At 57.6% G+C, this 18,874-nt stretch carries 19 protein-coding genes, 1 tRNA gene and 1 pseudogene; 12 read left to right on the top strand and 9 right to left on the bottom strand.

The genetic code is table 11. The features are described from left to right. Positions 1–12: 12 nt before the first annotated feature. From AC0AII_RS00780 to AC0AII_RS00760, 5 genes are all read right to left on the bottom strand, one after another. Complete coding sequence (locus AC0AII_RS00780; RefSeq protein ID WP_490445764.1) at positions 13–840, bottom strand: F0F1 ATP synthase subunit delta; 828 nt, start codon at positions 838–840, stop codon at positions 13–15. 51 nt (positions 841–891) lie between these two features. After that, positions 892–1,434 carry a F0F1 ATP synthase subunit B gene (locus AC0AII_RS00775; RefSeq protein ID WP_024626881.1) on the bottom strand — a complete coding sequence of 181 codons (543 nt, stop codon included), beginning with the start codon at positions 1,432–1,434 and terminating at the stop codon, positions 892–894. A gap of 50 nt (positions 1,435–1,484) precedes the next feature. Continuing rightward, complete coding sequence (gene atpE / locus AC0AII_RS00770; RefSeq protein WP_015022486.1) at positions 1,485–1,712, bottom strand: ATP synthase F0 subunit C; 228 nt, start codon at positions 1,710–1,712, stop codon at positions 1,485–1,487. A 130-nt stretch (positions 1,713–1,842) separates the two neighbouring features. After that, the gene (gene atpB / locus AC0AII_RS00765) at positions 1,843–2,658 is read right to left on the bottom strand and encodes a F0F1 ATP synthase subunit A (RefSeq protein WP_101432903.1); all 816 of its coding nucleotides are present in this window, start codon (positions 2,656–2,658) and stop codon (positions 1,843–1,845) included. 191 nt (positions 2,659–2,849) lie between these two features. Next, positions 2,850–3,896 carry a homoserine O-succinyltransferase gene (locus AC0AII_RS00760; protein WP_490445763.1) on the bottom strand — a complete coding sequence of 349 codons (1,047 nt, stop codon included), beginning with the start codon at positions 3,894–3,896 and terminating at the stop codon, positions 2,850–2,852. Between the two features lie 95 nt (positions 3,897–3,991). Here AC0AII_RS00760 and AC0AII_RS00755 point away from each other — a divergent pair. Continuing rightward, positions 3,992–4,068, top strand: a tRNA-Met gene (locus AC0AII_RS00755). Positions 4,069–4,256: 188 nt separating this feature from the next. Here AC0AII_RS00755 and AC0AII_RS00750 read toward each other — a convergent pair. Then, positions 4,257–5,783, bottom strand: coding sequence for a DUF2130 domain-containing protein (locus tag AC0AII_RS00750; RefSeq protein ID WP_490445762.1), 1,527 nt, complete (start codon positions 5,781–5,783; stop codon positions 4,257–4,259). A gap of 132 nt (positions 5,784–5,915) precedes the next feature. Next, entirely contained in the window at positions 5,916–6,314 is a 399-nt protein-coding gene (locus AC0AII_RS00745) for a hypothetical protein (protein WP_490445761.1), read from the bottom strand. A gap of 597 nt (positions 6,315–6,911) precedes the next feature. Between AC0AII_RS00745 and AC0AII_RS00740 the strand changes: the two genes are divergently transcribed. From AC0AII_RS00740 to AC0AII_RS00730, 3 genes and pseudogenes are all read left to right on the top strand, one after another. After that, positions 6,912–7,439 (top strand): hypothetical protein, encoded by a 528-nt coding sequence (locus tag AC0AII_RS00740; RefSeq protein WP_490445760.1) that lies wholly within the window; start codon positions 6,912–6,914, stop codon positions 7,437–7,439. Positions 7,440–7,759: 320 nt separating this feature from the next. Continuing rightward, positions 7,760–8,282, top strand: a pseudogene (locus AC0AII_RS00735) (aldo/keto reductase). Next, positions 8,243–8,644: an aldo/keto reductase gene (locus AC0AII_RS00730; protein ID WP_490445759.1), complete on the top strand. Its 402-nt coding sequence runs from the start codon at positions 8,243–8,245 to the stop codon at positions 8,642–8,644. The pseudogene AC0AII_RS00735 and the gene AC0AII_RS00730 overlap by 40 nt, the downstream one beginning before the upstream one ends. Before the next feature lie 472 nt (positions 8,645–9,116). Here AC0AII_RS00730 and AC0AII_RS00725 read toward each other — a convergent pair whose 3' ends face one another. Continuing rightward, complete coding sequence (locus AC0AII_RS00725; protein WP_490445758.1) at positions 9,117–13,010, bottom strand: LPXTG cell wall anchor domain-containing protein; 3,894 nt, start codon at positions 13,008–13,010, stop codon at positions 9,117–9,119. 157 nt (positions 13,011–13,167) lie between these two features. Here AC0AII_RS00725 and AC0AII_RS00720 point away from each other — a divergent pair, with 157 nt between their 5' ends. The 6 genes from AC0AII_RS00720 (at position 13,168) to AC0AII_RS00695 (ending at position 16,504) form a co-directional block, all read left to right on the top strand. After that, positions 13,168–13,659, top strand: coding sequence for an inorganic diphosphatase (locus tag AC0AII_RS00720; protein ID WP_101432914.1), 492 nt, complete (start codon positions 13,168–13,170; stop codon positions 13,657–13,659). Positions 13,660–13,807: 148 nt separating this feature from the next. Further along, entirely contained in the window at positions 13,808–14,254 is a 447-nt protein-coding gene (locus tag AC0AII_RS00715) for a DUF3290 family protein (RefSeq protein ID WP_490445757.1), read from the top strand. Positions 14,255–14,257: 3 nt separating this feature from the next. Continuing rightward, complete coding sequence (locus tag AC0AII_RS00710) at positions 14,258–14,902, top strand: DUF421 domain-containing protein (RefSeq protein ID WP_198199616.1); 645 nt, start codon at positions 14,258–14,260, stop codon at positions 14,900–14,902. A gap of 140 nt (positions 14,903–15,042) precedes the next feature. Continuing rightward, positions 15,043–15,360 carry a type II toxin-antitoxin system RelE/ParE family toxin gene (locus AC0AII_RS00705; RefSeq protein WP_490445756.1) on the top strand — a complete coding sequence of 106 codons (318 nt, stop codon included), beginning with the start codon at positions 15,043–15,045 and terminating at the stop codon, positions 15,358–15,360. A 48-nt stretch (positions 15,361–15,408) separates the two neighbouring features. Beyond that, positions 15,409–15,723 carry an addiction module antidote protein gene (locus AC0AII_RS00700; RefSeq protein ID WP_490446083.1) on the top strand — a complete coding sequence of 105 codons (315 nt, stop codon included), beginning with the start codon at positions 15,409–15,411 and terminating at the stop codon, positions 15,721–15,723. Positions 15,724–15,940: 217 nt separating this feature from the next. Next, positions 15,941–16,504 carry a manganese efflux pump MntP gene (locus AC0AII_RS00695; protein WP_490445755.1) on the top strand — a complete coding sequence of 188 codons (564 nt, stop codon included), beginning with the start codon at positions 15,941–15,943 and terminating at the stop codon, positions 16,502–16,504. Position 16,505: 1 nt separating this feature from the next. Here AC0AII_RS00695 and AC0AII_RS00690 read toward each other — a convergent pair whose 3' ends face one another. Beyond that, complete coding sequence (locus tag AC0AII_RS00690; protein WP_490445754.1) at positions 16,506–17,168, bottom strand: hypothetical protein; 663 nt, start codon at positions 17,166–17,168, stop codon at positions 16,506–16,508. Between the two features lie 163 nt (positions 17,169–17,331). On the opposite strand from AC0AII_RS00690, the gene AC0AII_RS00685 reads away from it, so the two are divergent. Beyond that, on the top strand, positions 17,332–18,162 hold the full coding sequence (locus AC0AII_RS00685; RefSeq protein WP_490445753.1) for a winged helix-turn-helix transcriptional regulator: 831 nt from the start codon (positions 17,332–17,334) through the stop codon (positions 18,160–18,162). Between the two features lie 61 nt (positions 18,163–18,223). After that, positions 18,224–18,871, top strand: a complete 648-nt coding sequence (gene nth / locus AC0AII_RS00680; protein ID WP_144085202.1) for an endonuclease III — start codon at positions 18,224–18,226, stop codon at positions 18,869–18,871. Positions 18,872–18,874 lie beyond the last annotated feature (3 nt).

Here is an 18,874-nt window from a genome sequence, read left to right as displayed (position 1 = left end):
TCGGTTCTCCGCTCATCCTGCCACGGCCATCCGCCGCTTCAGATGCTTCAGTTGCGTAGCCACCGTGCCGTCTTTGGAGACCGAGCCGTACTGGACTTTCATGCCGCCCAGGACCGAGGGATCGACCACCGAGTTGATGTGGACCGGCTTGCCCAGCTTGCGCCCGTAGACCTCCTGCAGGCGGCTGACCTGCTGGTCATTCATGGATACCGCCGTGGTGACGGTGACCATGACCTGGTCCATATGCTCAGAGAAGCGGTCCACCAACCAAATGATGGTGTCAGGGAAGCGACGTCCACGCAGATCGATGGTGGCGTTCAGGGCCATCTGCTCGGTGACCGGATGCATATGCTGCCCAACCAGGAGCGCCCTGAGCAGGTCGGCCCGCGCTGTGGAATCACTGTACTCGTCCGAGAGCCTGAAGAGCACCAGCGGCATGCCCAGCAGGGCCGAATGGATCTCAGCCAGCTCGCCTGCCACCTGGTTGGTGATGCCCAGAGCATCGGCGTAATAAGCGATGGCATCCACCGACATATCCTCGGCCGCGTTGGCAATGTGCACCACACGGCTCCACTGATGATCAGTCAAATCATGAAGGATGTCCACGGTCAGCGGATCGGCCTTGTCAGCCAGGATGGTGTCGATCACCTGCCACTTGTCCGCAGCCGGACGGGAGGGGTCGGTCAGCGCACGCTCCAGGGGCCTGTTGGCATCGAGCAGGGTCACGAAGGTATAGAGCTCCATGGCCACGCGGAGGGCATCATTCCCCTTGCTCTTCAGCAAAGGGGCATACTTGGCCCTGGTCTCCTTGTCGGAGCTCAGCGAAGTCTCTCCTCGCATGTCACCTCCCCTTTCGCGGAATCAACGTTCCCGTCATCCGCCAATCGGTCATTATGCCTGCCGCTTGTCCGAGGACTGCCCGCCTTGGTCCGCGATGATCGAGTCGATCATGGAGGACTGTACGGCATCATCCTGAAGCTGCGAGCCCAAGATTTTGCCGGCAAGAGCCGTAGCCAGCGTGCCCACCTCGCCCTTGAGCGAGACCAGCGCCTGCTGCTGCTGGGACTTGAGGGATCGCTGGGCGTTCTCGGTGATCTGGTTGGCCTCGGTCTCGGCCCGGGTCCTGGCATCCGCCACGATCCTGGAGGCCTCAGCGCGGGCGTCATCCCGGATCTGGGAAGCCTCAACACGAGCCTTGCCCAGCTGATCCTGATACTGCTTGCGGGCCTGATCCGCCTCTTCACGAGCCTTGGCGGCCTTCTGAATATTGCCCTCGATCTTGGCCGAGCGCTCATCGAAGATGGCCTGGAACTTGGGCATGAAGAACTTGTAGAAGAAGACGGCCAGGATGACCAGGATGACCAGCGACCACACAATGTCATAAAGCTGAGGGATAAATAGCTGGATCCCCTTGCCTGCCGCTAGAGCGTACATTGGCTCCTCCTTTCCCTTATCGAAGCCGGATCATGCAGGAATCGCACGGCTCAGGCGATGAAGAGCGCCACGAAGCCCAGCAGGGCCAGCACCTCGATCAGAGCCAGACCGATGAACATGGTGGTCCGCAGCTGTCCGCTGATCTCAGGCTGGCGAGCCATGCTCTCGACGGTCTTGCCGACGGCGATGCCCAGACCCAGTGCAGGGCCGAGAGCTGCGATGCCGTATCCCAGGATGCTCAGATTGCCGGAGACCTCAGCAAGTGTGATGATGTCCATTTATTTTCCTTTCCTCCACCGTTGCCGGTTCTTGGATTGTGGTTCGGCCCCGACCCCCGTCTACCGGCCGGAACCGACGAATATGTGGGCTGCGACCGCCTGAAGCGTCGACCGCGGCTGTTCTTTTCGCTCAACCTTCTTCAGGGTAACTCATGGAGATGTAGACCGTGGTCAGGATGGCGAAGATGTAGGCCTGAAGGGCCGCCACGAAGATTTCAAAGGCCGTCAGGGCGAAGCCAAGAACGAACCAGCCTACGCCAGCCAAGGCCAAGAGCTTGTTGCTGGCCTCGATGATGTAGAACTGGGTGAAGGCCAGGCTGACCGCCACCAGCAGATGGCCTGCGATCATGTTGGCAAAGAGTCGAATGGTCAGGGAGGCCGGCTTGACGATGACCATCTCCAGCAGCTGGATGGGCGTCAGAATGATGTAGAGAGGCCAAGGCACTCCAGCCGGGAAGAGCTCAGACTTGAAATAGCCCCAGACGCCCTGCTCACGGAATCCCGTGACCATATATTGGCAGAAAGTCCAGATGGCAAAAACCAAGGGCATGGTGATGGTGGCCGTGGCCGCGATATTCATGCCTGGTATGATGCCGCAGAGGTTGAAGACCAAGATGGTCAGGAAGATGGTCGTGATCATGGGCACGTAGCGCTTGCCCCGAATCTCGCCCAGGGTGTCATAGACGACCGAGTCGCGGATGAACTCGATGACCCACTCGATGGCCCCCTGCCAGCGGGAGGGGATCAGCTTGGCCCTTGCAGCAGTGATTCCCAGCACCAGAAGGATGATGACCATGGCTACGAACCTGATCAGGATGATCCGGTTCATGGCGAAGGGCGTTCCCTGGAAAAGAATCTCAGGAGGCAGGAAATCTTCGATGGTGGGTAGCTCGCTTGGCTTGGCCATGGCCAGACTGAAAGCTTCACTTCCCATTGCCTCTAGCATCTATCGCCTCCTGAACGACACAGTGAACACTATAGCGCGCACGCGACTCATGGCTGCACCGTATGGGTAGTGTAGCCCACACCAAGAGCCACGGTAACCATAGATTCCTCTAGTGTGTCACAGATAGTGGCCGCAGGTCGAATCCGAACCGCGGCGTGGACAGGTTGTTGACGAAGGTAATGCAATCGTCATCAAGGCTTAACAGCGCCCGGAATAAGCCCGTACCCGTCACCCGCCAAAGGCTGATATCCGTCAGCACGCGGGCCTCCGGGAGCGTGTCTGATGGATCGGTCGGTACCCAGTCGGCCCGTTGCCCGCAGAGTCGGCACCTGGCTCAGGTCGTAGGGAGTGGTCTCATAAACCCAGTTCAGCCAGTTGCGCCAGAGCAGGTTGGCATGGGCACGCCAGGAGAAGACCGGCTCCAATGCCGGATCGTCATGAGGATAGTAGTTGACCGGGAAAGGCACCTGGTCCAGGCCCTTGGCCATGTCGCGCTGGTACTCGTGGGCCAGGGTGTCACGGTCGTACTCCCAGTGGCCCAGCACGAAGATCTCTGAGAAATCCTGGGTGCTGATAAGCCCGGGACCGGACTGTGGACCCCAGGTCAGCACCTGCAGATCAGGACAGGCCCGCACCTGGTCCTCATCCACCCCGGCCCAGCGGGAGTGTGGCTGCAGGGCAATCTCGTCGAAGCCGTTGGTGATGAAGCAGTACTCGTCCTGCAGATACTGGGGAAAGACCCCGAAGACCTTGCGATCCAGGTTGCGCTTGGCGATGCCGTGGCGGTAGTAGAGCCCGGCCATGGCCCCCCAGCACAGATACATAGTGGAGAAGACGTGGGTAGACGCCCAGTCCAGAATGCGGGTCAGTTCCTGCCAGTAATCGACCTGCTCGAAGTCCATCTGCTCTACCGGGGCGCCAGTCACGACCAGACCGTCATAACAGTTGTCCTGGAATGAGTCCAGATTTTCGTAGAACTTGACCAAGTGATCCATGCTGGTGTGCACGGCCTGATGGGTGGAAGTCTTCATGAAGTCGATCTCCACCTGAAGCGGCGACTTGGAGATCAGCCGCAGCAACTGGGTCTCGGTCTCCACCTTGGTGGGCATCAGGTTGAGGATGACCAGCTTGAGCGGACGCATCTCCTGGCGCTCCGCCTCGTGGCTTTCCAGGGCGAAGATGCGCTCAGAATCCAGGATGGATCTGGCCGGCAATCCGGTGGGGATGGTGATAGGCATGGCTCCATTATCTCCCAAGTAAAGCCTGCCCACACACGGACTTGACAACTGTGATGGAATCCGTAATATAGATAACTGCTGTGTTGAACAGCCGACGCGGGGTGGAGCAGTTCGGTAGCTCGCTGGGCTCATAACCCAGAGGTCTCAGGTTCAAATCCTGACCCCGCTACCAGTAAGGCTCGGAATCGTTTGGATTCCGAGCCTTTGTTTTTTCTATCTTGTTGTTCTGTCTCAGCGTACTTGGGGCAGACCGGAACACTGGCCAGTATGGTGCAGTCAGATACGGGCGGACGGCCCAATCGCAAAATCAGAGAAAGCCGTCTACATCCATCCCTTCACATGACTGCACCGTTCACGTTCTCAGTCTCCTATGGCTTTGGACTTCTTTACTTCGTCGAACTTGGCCTTCATGGTCTCGTTGTTTCTGGTCAGTCTTCGTATAGTCACGTCCTGCGCCTTGTTGTTGGCCAGGCGAAGCTGGTTCTCGGAACCCAGCAAGGCGTCCTTGATCTTGTTCAGGTGGCTGATGGATTTGTCGATCTCCTCTACCGCACTCTTGAACTTTTTCGAGGCGATTTCATAATTGCGACCAAAAGCACTCTTGAAGGAGTCCAGCTCTTCCTCAAAATGCGTTATATCGATGTTCTGCGCCCTCACCTCTTCAAGTTCATTCTTGTATTGCAGAGAGTTCTTGGCAGCATCCCGGAGCAGGGTGATTATCGGAATGAAGAACTGCGGGCGGACGACATACATTTTCGGGTAGCGATAGGAGACGTCCACGATGCCCGTGTTGTACAGGTCGCTGTCAGGCTCCAGCAGGGAGACCATGATGGCGTATTCGCAGTCCTTTTCCCGCCTGTCCTTGTCGAGCTCCTTGAAAAAGTCCTCGTTCTTATGCTTGGTGGAGGTGGTGTCCATCTCGTTCTTCATCTCGAACATGATGGACACGATCTCCGTGCCGGAATCATCCTTGTCACGGAAGATGAAGTCGCCCTTGCTGCCCGTCCTGGCGTCGTTGTCCTTCTCGAAGTAGGCATTGGGGAAGGCCGTGGACCGCAGCTTGTTGAACTCGATCTGGCAATGCTGCTCAAGCGTCTCCCCCACCATCTTGGTGGACAGCTTCGCCTTCAGATCACGCAGCCGCTCAATCTGCTCGTCACGATCCTGGATCTGGACCTCATAACGCTCCTTGAGCGACTTGGCCTCGACCTTGCTCTGCAGCTCCGCCTTGTCCAGGCTGCTCTTCAATTCCGCTATCTCGGAATCCTTGTCCGCGACGACCGCCTGCAGCTGCGACTTCAGCTGCTCCTTGGAGAGCTTCTCCTCCGACTCCTTCTCAAGCTGCAGCCTCTCAAGCCTGCCCTTGAAATCATCCCTCTCCTTCTGCACCGGACCCAAAGCCTGAGCAAGCTCCTGCTTCTTCTGCAACTCAAAAGCATCCAACTGATTCTGCAATTTGACGATCTCGGCCTCTTTGTCCGCAGCCGCCTTCTGCAGCTCGCTCTTTGAATTGGCCTCTGCCAGATCGAGCGCCTGCTGCTTCTCCGACTCAGCCTTGTCCAGCTTGGCGCTGAGATCGTCTTTCTCCTTTTCGACCTTCCTCAAGGCTTCCGAAACGGCCAGCTCCTTGGCAGCCTGCTCGGATTCCAGCTTTGCCTGCAGCTCCTGTATCTGGGCATCCTTTGCACTTTTGGTCTTCTGTAGCGTCTGCTCGGCCTGAGCCTGGTCCAGTTCACGGATCTTGCTATTCTCGCGTTCAGCCTGCTCAAGCCGTTCATGAAGCTGCCTGTCAAAATCCTTGTCACGAACCTGCTTCAGGATATCGGCATATCCGGCCTCGTCAATGGTAAATGCGGTTCCGCATTTGGGGCAAATAATCTCGGGCATATGCAACCCTTTCTTTCCAAACCTATGGTAAAAACTACCCCTGCTCCAAGCTGTCTGTGCTGAAATCGAGTACATAACAGCTGAGTACATACGACACTTAATGAAAACTATATTTGATCTACGTCGATACCATTACAATGATTCAATAATCATGGACCAGCTGATAATCTTGCGGATCGCGCCACAAGCCCGGCGATAATCTCCCGCCTGCCTTGCAGCCTCGAAAGCTGCTGCTACGGCCGGCTCTTCAATGCCGACCTCCTCGGCAATCCACAGCAGCGACGCAGCGTTCTCCAATTTGTTATAACAATTCCTTGCACTGTTATTCGGCCTCTGCCGGGAGTAGGCACCCGATCCATGGGTTGCGTTAGCTGCAAACCACTGCACCATATGCTGTTTTTCCGTTCTTGCATGTATATCTGGCGAATTGCCCACCTCGCGAATGTACTTATCGGAATACGGGTAATGCGCGCGCTTGAAACGTAACAAATGCGAGAAAGCAAGACAGCTCATATCATTTCCACTTGCCACGTGAGCCTTCTTCGTTAAAGGTTAGATTCAACTTTTATCTTGATTGTATCAGCGGGGAATAATGGCAGGTGCCGTTGGCAATTAGTCCGATGGCATTGCTCAGGTCACATCCATGAGACTGGCAAATGTGTTTGTGCTTGCTACCGATTTCCGGCCGAGTGCACTGGAATCGCCAGCATTTCCATCATTGTCACCCTCAAACACTAAGCAAAGGGGAAAATGCTCTGGACCCCGCTTGCCGCGGCTCTTGTAGGCGTCTGGTCGACACAGGCCCCTTTAGCTCACACACTGCATTGCACCTACAAGCGAATCCTGTAAAAAGCAGCATATGCAGTCGCCAGTCTGGCATGATGGACCATTTACATAGGTAGAGCTACAGGAGTTTTCTTCGCTCTAGCCTTTTTGATGTTGACTGATCGCGTGACTGTTGAGCTGATTTTTGATTTCGAAGTGGCTTTTCCTATAAAATTACTTCTTGATAGAAGCTATGTATATAACTGGATTTGCAGAGTTGCACCATCACAACGATTCATAGTGATGCTACAAAAGCACTCGAACGAATGCAGCAAATCCTGATGGTAAAGAAGGGGCAAAGCAATGCAACTATTCTCCGTCAATGCACACGTAAAAATAAATGTGCCACCCATCAATCAGCCTTATACAAAGCCATCGCTTGCTATCGATTTCATGACTGAAAACAAAGAGGCCGAAAAGTTAATTACAAACGAATCACCACTTTATGATTCTGGTATATGTGATGTGGCTTGGAGAATACATGGTCCTGCTAAAAACGAGACATGCTTTGCACTGTTTCCAGGAAAGGACAATACAGCCCGTTTCTCTATTTCCAATAATCCTGATGCTTCTAAAACCAGCTATTTCATCAGTCAATCTCTTCCCCAATTGAATACAATCGCAGAAAGCAGAGTGCACTTATTCTCTTATTACGTCTGTCCTAAAAATCATCATATCTATTGGTTATACCGTGGAATTTATACCCTAGCGGAGGAATTCAAATCCGCTTTGCCCATTGACCAGAGTACTTCCTCGCTTAATGGGACTAAACTATCCATAAGCGGGAACATTCCCGTATATCTGTCTTTATGGTCAAGCGCGATTGAATGATGCAGCAATAACTGAAGCACTATAAAAGTTAAACGATGTACTTCCATTACTCTTCTTAACGTGCATTTTGAAAAGCTCGCCTTGACTTTAATGGAAGTACATTAGCATGCCTGCACGGTCGATATCGATAACGCACAAACATTGTAATTTTCAAATTGAACTGGCTCGGAGCGCACCAAAGTAGGTTTCAGCGTTCATCAAGCATAGATAATCTTCCGCTCAGTGAGCTAAACACTACATCTATCTCATAAATAGAATTTCACAGACCCGAACTTACTAGCATGATTGCATCTGCGCTAAGGAAGTTCAAGGGAGCTTAAATGCAGTACACGCAACAGGGCGAAACAGGCATCAACATATCAAAGATCTGCGTGGGGTGCATGAGCTTCGGCAAACGATGCACCGTGCACGATTGGGCATTGGGTGAGGAAGGGACCGACGCGATCATTGCGCACGCACTGGATCCGGGCATCACTTTCTTCGATACAGCCAACGTCTACTCGGCCGGGACAAGTGAGGAATATCCGGGAAAGGCACTTAGAAAGCAGATAAGCAGCGACCAGGTGGTCATCGCCTCCAAGGTCTACTTCAATGAGGGACGACCTTTCATCCAAGGCCATCCATCGCGAGATCGATGGGATGCTCAGGCGACTGGTCACCGACTACCTGGACCGCTATATCATCCACAGATTCGACTATGAAACGCCAATCGAAGAAACCATGGAAGCACCGAACGACCTTGTCAAAGCAGGCAATGTGCCAGCGCTGGGAGCCTCGGCCATGTATGCCGCCAGTTTCAGGACATGCAGAAGGTCTCCCAAGGCAACGGTTGGAACCCTTTAAGTGCCATGGAGAACCACTACAACCTGCTCTACCGGGAGGACAAGAAGGACCCGATTCCCCTCTGCAAAAAGACGAACGTCTCACTCATGCCCTACAGCCCTCTGGCCGTCGACCTTCTGGGACGGACCGTCTGGACCGCCGACACCCTGCGCAACGCGACTGATAAGGTCTCGCGCGGCAAGTATGACCGGGCCGAAGACAACGATCTGGCCATCATTGACCGTGTGCAAAAGGTTGCAGAGCTACATGGGCATACCTATGGCCCGGGTAGCCATAGCCCAGCAGCGGGCCAAAGGCGTTGCTTCACCGATCATTGGCGGCCACCAAAGCCCGGCATCTCGACGATGCGGCGGCTGCGCTAGATTTGGAGCTCACACCTGAGGAGGGCTTCTCCAGGGAGGAGCCCTACCTGCCGCATGAGACCATGGGAGCCATTGACAGCAATCCACCTCAGGCTGTGTTGCCATTGAAATCGGAGGAGAATTAGCGCACTTCCCTATAGCTTGGTATCCATAGTCAGGAGCGCAGGTAGGTTAGACCTGATCACTTGCTGCTGAATGATCCGAATCTTCGACGACTCTCGGAACAGTCGAAACATCCGAGGCCTCAGCATCTTCAGAATCAGCCAGCGTATTCAACGCTCCCAACGGCTGCGGATACCCAGAAATTTTTTGTCAACAAGCTCTTACTTTGGAACCGGAACAGGCCGGTATGCGCATCGCACAGCTCGACTGCCCTGCAGCTGGCCGAGAACGCCCTTGGATCTAAGACTGGCCTTGTTACATCAATCGACAGACCAAAATGCGCACACCTGACTGTGTACCTGTTCCAGGATCACTGCCTCTCGCGGTTTTTGGCGGACATCTGTCTGACCAAGCGGAATATGACAAACCCGGTCATGACCGCTGCAGTGGCGAGCGCTAATGGAAGCACCACCGCAGCTCCGGTCTCAGGCAGTGCGTCTTCCAGAGCGTTCCAGTCATCACTGTTGGATTCAACAGCTTGATCGGCACAGAGCAGACGGCCATCGACCACCGCTCCGCGAGAATTCGCTCGGTCTGAGATTTTTTGGCCATTTTCCAGTTGAGGCAGGGAGGCCTGATCCTCCACCGGGCAGGGCACCAGCGGACTGCCTGTCACCCGGGCTCTGTCGGTGTGCCTACCTGATATGCCTGTCACTGTGGCATGCACATCAACAGACTGTCCGGGTCGAAGCATCAGGGTCGACCAGTTGTCAGGATAGTGGATTCCGGTCACCCGCCCCTGACCGACGACTGTCTGATCCTCCAAGTGCAGTTGCCGAGCGGGGAAAACTGCTCCGGTCCCATCGCTGGGATCGCGAGGAGAATCGTTGGTGATTCGGAAGACAATGGCGACATCGTCATGAGTCCGGAGAGCCTGCTCCGGCTGATCCCGATCACCCTTGAGCATGCCACCAGCCTGATCGAATTTATCGATATGCAGAGCCGGGGTCATATCGGGCGTTCTGGTCCAGACTGTGTTGGAGACCAGGGTCTTGTCCTGATAGAACTCAGTGAATCGGTTCTCATGACGTTCCACGTTCTTCAGACGCCTGCATTGCAGGTAGGCCCTCCAGCCGACCGGGCGGTCGCCTGAAGCGCTGACTAGGGCCAGATATCGCGGTGTGGCCTCCACTTTGACCAGACCTGCCGGGTCTGCCGTCATCGTGAACAAGGGCCCACCATGTATATCTGCGGACATATCCGAACCGGCCATGATCTGTCCATGATGAATGAGGATGCGCCCATTCTCGTAAAGGTCCTGGGTTGCGTAGACGGCCCAATGGCCAGTGAACTGATCCACCGTAGGATCCAGCCGATCCTCAATCCGCCAGGTTTTCACTTGCGGGTAAGCCCGTCCGGCCGGCAGCAGACTTGAGTCCAGGCGATAGAGGAAGAGCCGATCGCGGTAGATGCTGCTGCCATGTGCGCTTTCCCCGCCCACGGCGACCACCACATCCTTGGCGGGATTGAGCAGCTTGACCGGATTGGTAACCACGTTGGTCGCTTTATGCAGGTCGTTGACGATCTGGGTCGCTTGGTTACGTACTACGTGACCTGATTCTGCACGGATGACCGTGTAGGGCAGGATCAGATCGTAGGTTCGGCCCAACAGCCCTTGGTCAATAGCCGGCTCTCTGAGAGGATTATGACCTCGTGCAGCAGCATAGGCAGCCAGATCAGCTGGTTGGGGATCCCCTTTGAGGGTCACGCCGGTGGCCGGAACATAGGTATCCACAGTTTTGGCAAAGGCCAGCACTACGCCGTTTTCCACCTGGATATTGAAAGCCTTGGTGTAATCGCGGCCGTCGGAGCCCAGAACTTCGATACGTTTGGAATTGATATCCAGGTGCCGAGCGTCGTAGGCATCCGTCATACCCAGCCGCCAAACAGGATAGGCGGTGTCTTTGTGACGGGCGTCCAGACTAATCCGGTAGGCCCCTTGGTCGCCTATGAACAGCACCTTGCCATCGATGCTGACGCCTGGATCATGCGCGCTGACATCGCTCTTTGAGGGATGGAAGTCGGCTGGCGGATTGCTCACCTGGTTGGAGGGGGTCAATGAGTTGTTCAGTGTCAGCACCCACTGATTGCCCACCCGATGATCCGTTGGGGCCTTGGGATCGACTGTGCCCTCAAAGCGCAGGCGGATTCTGGGGTTGCCCCCGGCACGCCACTGGCTGATCCGGGTGGGGTCGGTGATGGTCACCCGCAGGCTGTGCTCCTTGTCCTTCCACTTTGTGGCGTATCCGGTCTTGGCGATGACATCGCCGCTCTGCAGATCAGTCACCTCAAGAGTCTGCTTGTCAGGCAAAAACCAGCGGTCGTAGACATCAGTCAGAATGATCGATTTGACAGGATAGGCCAGGTTGTCGGGCAGGCTCGGCTGGGTATCCAACTGATACTCCAACCGCTGGCCAGGAAAGACCACCTTGCCGTCAACGCTGGCCTGCTCCCCGCCTTGACCGGCCTCCGAGATGACATCCTTGCGTACCGGAGGCAGATATCCGCAGATGCCCGGCTCATTGGTCTGCACGCTCTGCGTATTGACTGTCTGGGAGCCTGAGTTGGTCAGCGCCGCGCCCTGGCTGCCATGGCCTTTCGGGGCCTTGCAAAAGGTCAGTTCCTGGTCAGGTGTTCCGCCCAGGTCCTTGCGAACCTTGGCTGCACCGCCGCCATTGGCAAAGCGAACCGTAAAGGGAACCAGCATGGTGACCTGCCTGGGGTCCTCCATCCCCTTGAGACCGTTCAGCCATCCGCTTTTGGCCTGTGCCCGCGCCCGGGTGCCGGTCACGCTGATCTCGAAACGGTCGGTCACATCCCTGCCCTTGTCCACAATGTCCTCGATGCTGCTGCGGCGGTAGTGCTCATCGGCATCCGCCTTGGCCTTGGCCTCGAAGATGCGAATAGCCCGAGCGCCATCCTGATCAACCAGATAGTCGGCAGCGCTCCAGTCGTCAGCCAAAGCGAAAACCTTAGGCGCTTCGATCAGATGGGCTTCAACAGTGGCGTTGACCACCGATCCCACTCTGTCGCCGTCCAGAAAGGCACGTCCGTCGCCACCAGTTTTGTTGGTCCATTGAGGGTCAACGACTGCCTTCCAGAGCCCGGTGGCGGGATCGTGCAGAATCCAGGATTTGTCGGGACTGGGCTTCCAAGTGGGAGTGCGGCGCTCAGGGGTCGACTGGTCAACCTGACGGACGCTGCCCTTCCAATGCACTTTTCCAGAGTCCAATATGACCCCAATGTCCGGCTGCTCGACGGTCACGTCCAGCTGCCATGCCCATTGATGCTCCTCAGGCAGAGTCCCGCCCTTCCAGGTGGCTGTAGCCCTATTGCCGGGCGGTCTGCTCCCATCGGCGGTGTTGAAAGTGAATTTGCTGGTCAGATCCTCACCGCTGGTCAGGTCTTTGACCTTCTGCCCGGTGACACGGTACTGCTTGCCTTGGGGATTGAAGACATCGCTGAAGGTCAACTCGCGGCCGCACCGACCGGTTCCTGTCTCGATGCGGGTGCGGTTGGTCATACCATCCGCGCTGGTGCCAGGATCCACTTTCTTATCGGGCGGGTTTGGTGGCAGATCAGCAGGTTTGGGCTCGTAGTCATTGAGCATGAAGACCACCAGGGAGATGCCGTGCTCGTTGCCGGCGTACAGGTCGGCGAACTTGTCCAGGCTGTCTCCAGGCTGGTCCCAAAAAGGTTCGCCGGTACGATAGGTCACCCCTCGGTTGCTGAAGGTACGGTTGGCCACCTGGCTTCGCCAGTTGTCCATCCATATGCTATGAATGGCCATGCTGACCCCATCGAAGACCCGCTGAGAGCCGCGGTAGCCCGTGACCACACCTACGCCGGTCACCCGGCAGTGGCCCTGTCCGGATTGGTCGGCATGGGCCTCGTTGAAGCGTGCCTGGCAGTTGCTGTTGGCCTCATTCAGAGCCTGGCGTTTGACCCGAGCAGTAGTGGCATTGCCGCCATCGACAATCCCCATCTTGGAGAAGGCTCTGTCGATGCTGCCTATCTCATAGCCGCCGAAAGAGCCCTGATCGTCATCCTTGTAGGTCCAACCCTGCCAAAACCGACCATTGCCTTCAGCACCGCCGCCGGAATGTCCTGGTCCGCCGCCAGCCATGGCGGGAGCCGCCGGGCCGACAAGGGCCGCCAGTGCAGCCAAGGCCGCCAGCAGACCCTTCCATCTGCGCTTGTTCATACTTGTCCTCACTCTTCGCCCACCCCATGAATCGAGTATGAGCGGCCGCCGAGCAGGCGTGAGCGTCAGCGAAGCACTGTGGTCGAATGTGCCCCGGGACGGTTATGCTGTGTATGAGACATACCTATGCCGTCCAGACCGAAAAGGAGACAGGACAATGGCAGAGACATTCGACGTGTTGGTCGAGATCCCCCGGGGCTCCCGCAACAAGTATGAGATGGACCACGACAGCGGCCACATCAGGCTGGACCGCACCCTCTTCACCTCCATGGGCTACCCCGATGACTACGGGTACATCGACGGCACCCTAGGCGAGGACGGGGATCCCCTGGATGCCCTGGTCATGATCCCCGACTCGGTCTTCCCGGGTTGCATCGTCGAATGCCGCGCCGTGGGTCTCTACCACATGGTCGACGAGGCCGGCGGGGATGATAAGGTCCTCTGCGTGCCCGCCGACGTCCGCTTCGACGCCATCAAGGACATCGACGACGTCTCCGACTTCCACAAGCAGGAGATCAAGCACTTCTTCGAGCAGTACAAGGCCCTGGAGCCGGGCAAGGAGGTCATGCCCGGCGATTACTGGACCAACGCCGAGGCCGCCGAGACCCAGATCAAGGCTGCACGCCAGCGCCTGGCCGAACAGCACTGACTTCTCAGGGCCGACTAGCGGTCACAACCACCCCGGCAAGGGCCCAATCGAGCGCCTGAACCGGGGTTTTGCATGCCCAAATCCTCCCAAAAAACGTCTGGCCGTCTACGATTGCCAATTGCGGGTGCGCGCAAGGGCAGGAGCGGCTATGACTTTCTATACATACCAATACCTCAAGGGCGGGCAGACCAACTGGACCATGATCAGGATCATCGTGGTCGTCGTTCTGGCCCTGGCCTTTCTCTTCTTCCTGTTCATGTACACCCGCCATCGCTGGAACCACAAGTACAAGGATCTGTCCATCATCCTGGCCACCTTGCTCCTCTTGGCTGCGGCCATCCAGTACAGCGACTACACCAATCTGCGCACGGCCAGCCTGCAGAGCGGACAGCTGACCACGGTCATCGACAAGTCCGCCGCCAAGCTCAAGATCAACCCTGAGCAGATCAGCATCAACGACACCTCGCGCAACAATGACATGATCATCAAGACCCCCAAGGGCTACTACACCCTGGTATTCAACAGCTCCGGCTCTGAGTTCCTGCTGCAGCGCGCCGACCTGTACCACCCAGACATCACCGTGATCGGAGAGTGACCCATGGATATCAATTTCTACGTCAACGTGGCCCTGAAGCTGATCGTCGGACTGCTCTTCATCACCCTGCTCATCAATGTGACCGGCAAGGGGAACCTGGCGCCCACCTCGCCCATGGACCAACTGCAGAACTACGTCCTGGGCGGCATCATCGGCGGGGTCATCTACAGCGACAGCATCTCCATGGCCCAGTACATTGTCATCCTGCTGATCTGGGCGGCGCTGATCCTCATCACCCGGTATGCCAAGACCCACATCCACGCGGTGGGCAAGTACATCGACGGCGAACCGGTCACCATCATCAAAAACGGCAAGCTGCTGGTCCAGAACTGCCTCAAGGTCAACCTGACGGCCAAGGAGGTGGACTTCAAGCTGCGCACCAAGGGCATCAACGACATCCGCGACGTCAAGCGGGGCATCGTCGAGCAGAACGGCGGCCTGACCATCATCTCCGAGGGCGACAAGGACGTGCGCTATCCGGTAGTCATGGACGGACGGGTCAATCCGGACGTGCTGGATACCATGGGACGCGACGAGGACTGGCTCAACGAGCAGCTGGCCAAGCAGGGCATAGACAAAGTCAGCGATGTATACATGGCGCGCTTCCAGAACGGTGAGTTCTATGCCGTCACCTACCAGGATCAGTAGTACTCGAAAACTGACTACAGAATTCGCGAATCACTCGACATTCAGGTGTCATAAGCAATTGTTGCAATGTACACTGTAGTGTACACTTTCTTGTGGGGAATGGGACGCATCTTCTCGAAATAAGAGGGGAAAGCGACACCATGCCCTTATCCATCATTGAGGTACTGGAGACTGAGGAATTCAGCCGGTGGATTGATGAATTGAAAGACACTCAGTCGGCAGCCCGCATCCTACACCGATGGGAACAAGTAAAACGATCCGGACACCTTTTAGGCGACTGGAAGACTGTGGGAGAAGGCGTATTTGAAATGCGTTTTCACAATGGTCCGGGTTACCGCACCTACTTCGGACTGAAGAACAAACAGGTCGTGTTGCTGCTTTGCGGCGGCAGCAAGACTCACCAGAAGAGGGACATAGACCGGGCAAAACATCTGTGGAAGTCATATCTCGAGAGCTGACAGCATCCAGATGGGCAACAAACGGACCATATTAAGGACAGAGTCGTGATGACGTTGAAGATCAGGGAATTCCATGCAGGCGACCATATACATACCGAACAAACAGCCGTCCGCTACCTGCAGGTTGCCATGGAGGAGGCCGACAAGGCCGAAACCTCTCGGCAGGGGGCTGCAATCATCGCAGATGCACTCGGCGAGGTGGCGCGAGCACAGAGGCATATGAGCGCCATCGCCTCTGATACCGACCGATCCCGGTCGGGCATCTACAAAGCCCTGAGCAATCAGGGGGATCCGGCGCTGAGCACGGTCATCAGCGCCGTCCATGCGGCAGGGGGCAGTCTGACTGTGACCATGGCTCACTAAGGGGCCGATCGGACAGCCTGTCATGCTTGATTATCACAGCGCTGACAGGTAAAATCTATGTCCATATTGTTATGGCGTAGCATGTGAACGGCATTCAACGAATTCAAAGCCGACACCAATCGGCAGTTCCGCGCTCGACGCTCCCGAGGCGTAGGCGGGTTTGAGGAGACCTGGTCGAGGCCCATCCCACCGGGGATGAACCCTTTCAAGGAATGCCGTGTTTTTGAGATTGTTGTTTATCGCTTTAGGTGTATCTTCTGATGCCTTCGCTGTCTCCATCAGCAAGGGGCTGTGCGTGGACCGACTGCGGGCGCGCCATCATTGGCTGGTTGGACTGTGGTTCGGCGGATTCCAGACTCTGCTGCCCCTGCTAGGTTACTTCGCCGCCTCCATGCTGCAGGATTCCCTGGCCGCTGTGGATCACTGGATTGTCTTCGGCATCCTTTCAGCCATCGGGGTCAACATGATCCGCGAGGGCGTCTACGGCAAGGAGGAGGGAGCGGACGGCGAGGAGAATTTCTCCTGGCGGCAGATGCTTCCTGCGGCCATCGCCACCAGCATCGACTCATTCGGCGTGGGGGCAGGCCTGGCCCTGCTGGGCATCAACATCTGGCTGTCCGCACTAGTCATTGGTCTGGTGACGGCTGCAGCCTCCATTCTGGGGCTGCGCATCGGATACGCCGTCGGATCCCGCTGGCGCAAACCTTCCAGAATCGCCGGCGGCATCATTCTGATCGTCATGGGCATCCAGATCCTTCTGGATCACCTGATGAATGCCTGACTCAGAACGTCGTCTGCACGACCACGACAGCCAGAACCACGATGGACCCGGCCAGAAGAACCGACATCAGCGCCAGACCAAGGGCCCCACGCCGATCAGCTGCGTCCTGGGCCCAGCGATAGCCCGAGGTCATGAGCCCGACCAGCAGCAGCAAGGCCACAAGCACCACCAGGATCAGCATCAGGTCAGGATGCAGGCCTCTGACCAGCTCCGGCAGGAAGACCCACCCCGAGGCGGCGACGGCGGTCATCCCGCCCATGGCGGTTGCAGAAATGCCGCGGATGACCATCCGCCTGTCCCGACGCAGCATCTGCCGAGCAAACATAAACACGGCCAGGAGGGCCAGCAGGAATGCCGCAGTCGACAGCCAGGCCCAGAGGGCACCAGGCCCCTGCACCACCAGGGCCGGCACCAGAGCGACCAAGGTCAGCAGGCCGAACATGGCTCGGTCAGGGCCAGGTCGAATGCCTTTGCCCACCAGGGGCCAAGCGGCCAACAGGGCCAATGCCAGCACCAGGACCAGGACGATCTGCACCCATCGAGCGACCCGGGGCCCGGCCAGCAAGCCCGTCGCCAGGCCCGGCACAATCAGGGCCGCCAAGGCCAGCAGCTGCGTCAGGGCGGGCGCGCGCCCATCCTGGGTTTCTTTTCCGGTCTGCGCCATGGGTCCTCCTGCCTGTCCCCGTCGGGGAGCCATACGTCACATCCTAGGGCAAGGCCATCCTGTGAACTCGGAGCCCCTGTGATGGCCCGATTGTACAATGATGACGACTGTTCAACGAATCCACCCTCGCTATGGACGAACGGACAGGGAAGAAGGTACCCCCGTGACGGATCTGACCTTGATGACCTGCGCCGAGGACCCGGCATCGGTTCTGCCAGCCTTGGCCCTGCTCTCCCATCGGGTGCGCGTCCTGCCCCTGGATGCCGCCTCCCTGGTAAGAATGCCCGAGGACACCGTGCTGCTGATCGACGCCAGCGACGACCTGGCCGAGGCCAAGACCCTCTGCAACCTGACCCGGGCCTCGGGCCTGTCCACGCCCATCATCCTGATTCTGAGCGAGGGCGGCTTCACCGTGGTCAATGCCAGCTGGGGTGTGGCTGATGTGATCATTCAGTCCGCATCGCCCGCCGAGGTCGAGGCCCGGCTGCGCTTGGTCTGTCAGCGCGTGACACCGGCACGCAAGCCGGATGCTCAGCCAGAAGAGGCGGAGGAGCAGGTGCCCACCGGCCAGGTCCGCTCGGGTGACCTGGTTGTGGATACCGAAAGCTACACGGCCCGAATCCACGGCCGCCCCATCAACCTGGCCTACAAGGAGTTCGAGCTGCTCAAATACCTGGTCCAGCATCCAGGCAGGGTCTTCACCAGGGCGCAGCTCCTCCAGGAGGTCTGGGGCTATGACTACTACGGCGGCACCAGGACAGTGGATGTACACGTGCGGCGACTCAGGGCCAAGCTGGGCAGCGAGTACGAGCATCTGATCGGCACGGTCCGCAATGTGGGATACCGGTTCGACCCGCCCTCATCGGCACGAACGGCCCAAGCCCCCAAGGCCACGACAGATGAAGGAAGCAGACCGGACACCGCCGGGCACAATGACAGCCAGTCCGAACAATCCAAAGATGCCAAGAAGAAGAAAACCGATCATAGTGACTGATGCATCATCCAATCAACAGCACCGCCAAGGCAGGGAGAGCAAGGCCCGGCGCCTGACCCGCATGCACGAGGAGTACCGCATCCTCTGCCAGGTCTTTCCCGAGGCGGTCTGCGCCCTGCACTTCCGCAACCCCTTCGAACTGCTGGTGGCCACGGTCCTGAGCGCCCAGACCACCGACAAGCGGGTCAACTCGGTGACCCCCGAACTCTTCGAGCGCTATCCAGACCCTGCGGCCATGGCCCAGGCCCAGCCGGCCGAGCTGGAGGCCATCATCCACCCGGTGGGTTTCTACCATGCCAAGGCCCGCCACCTCTTGGGGCTCTCCCTGATGCTGACTGAGGACTACGGCGGCAAGGTCCCCCAGACCATGGAGGAGCTGACCAGCCTGCCCGGCGTGGGGCGCAAGACCGCCAACGTGGTCCTGGGCAACGCCTTCAACATCCCCGGATTCCCGGTGGACACCCACGTCACCCGGGTCACCGGCCGCCTGCGCTGGCGGACCGACTGGCGCAGCACTCACCCCGATCCGGTGAAGATCGAGCACGAAATCTGCGACTGCTTCCCGCCCGAGGACTGGACCAATCTGTCGCACAGGCTGATTCTGCACGGCCGGGCCACCTGCCACGCCCGCAAGCCCGACTGCCTGCACTGCCCACTGGCCGAGACATGTCCCAGCGCCGAACTCCTGGCCGGACCGGCCTCTCGATAGAAT

The organism is Bifidobacterium sp. VU/mBH4 (B4) (assembly GCF_058199535.1).
The sequence above is the reverse complement of the archived record's forward strand: the minus strand, read 5'-3'. Positions and strand labels throughout refer to the sequence as shown.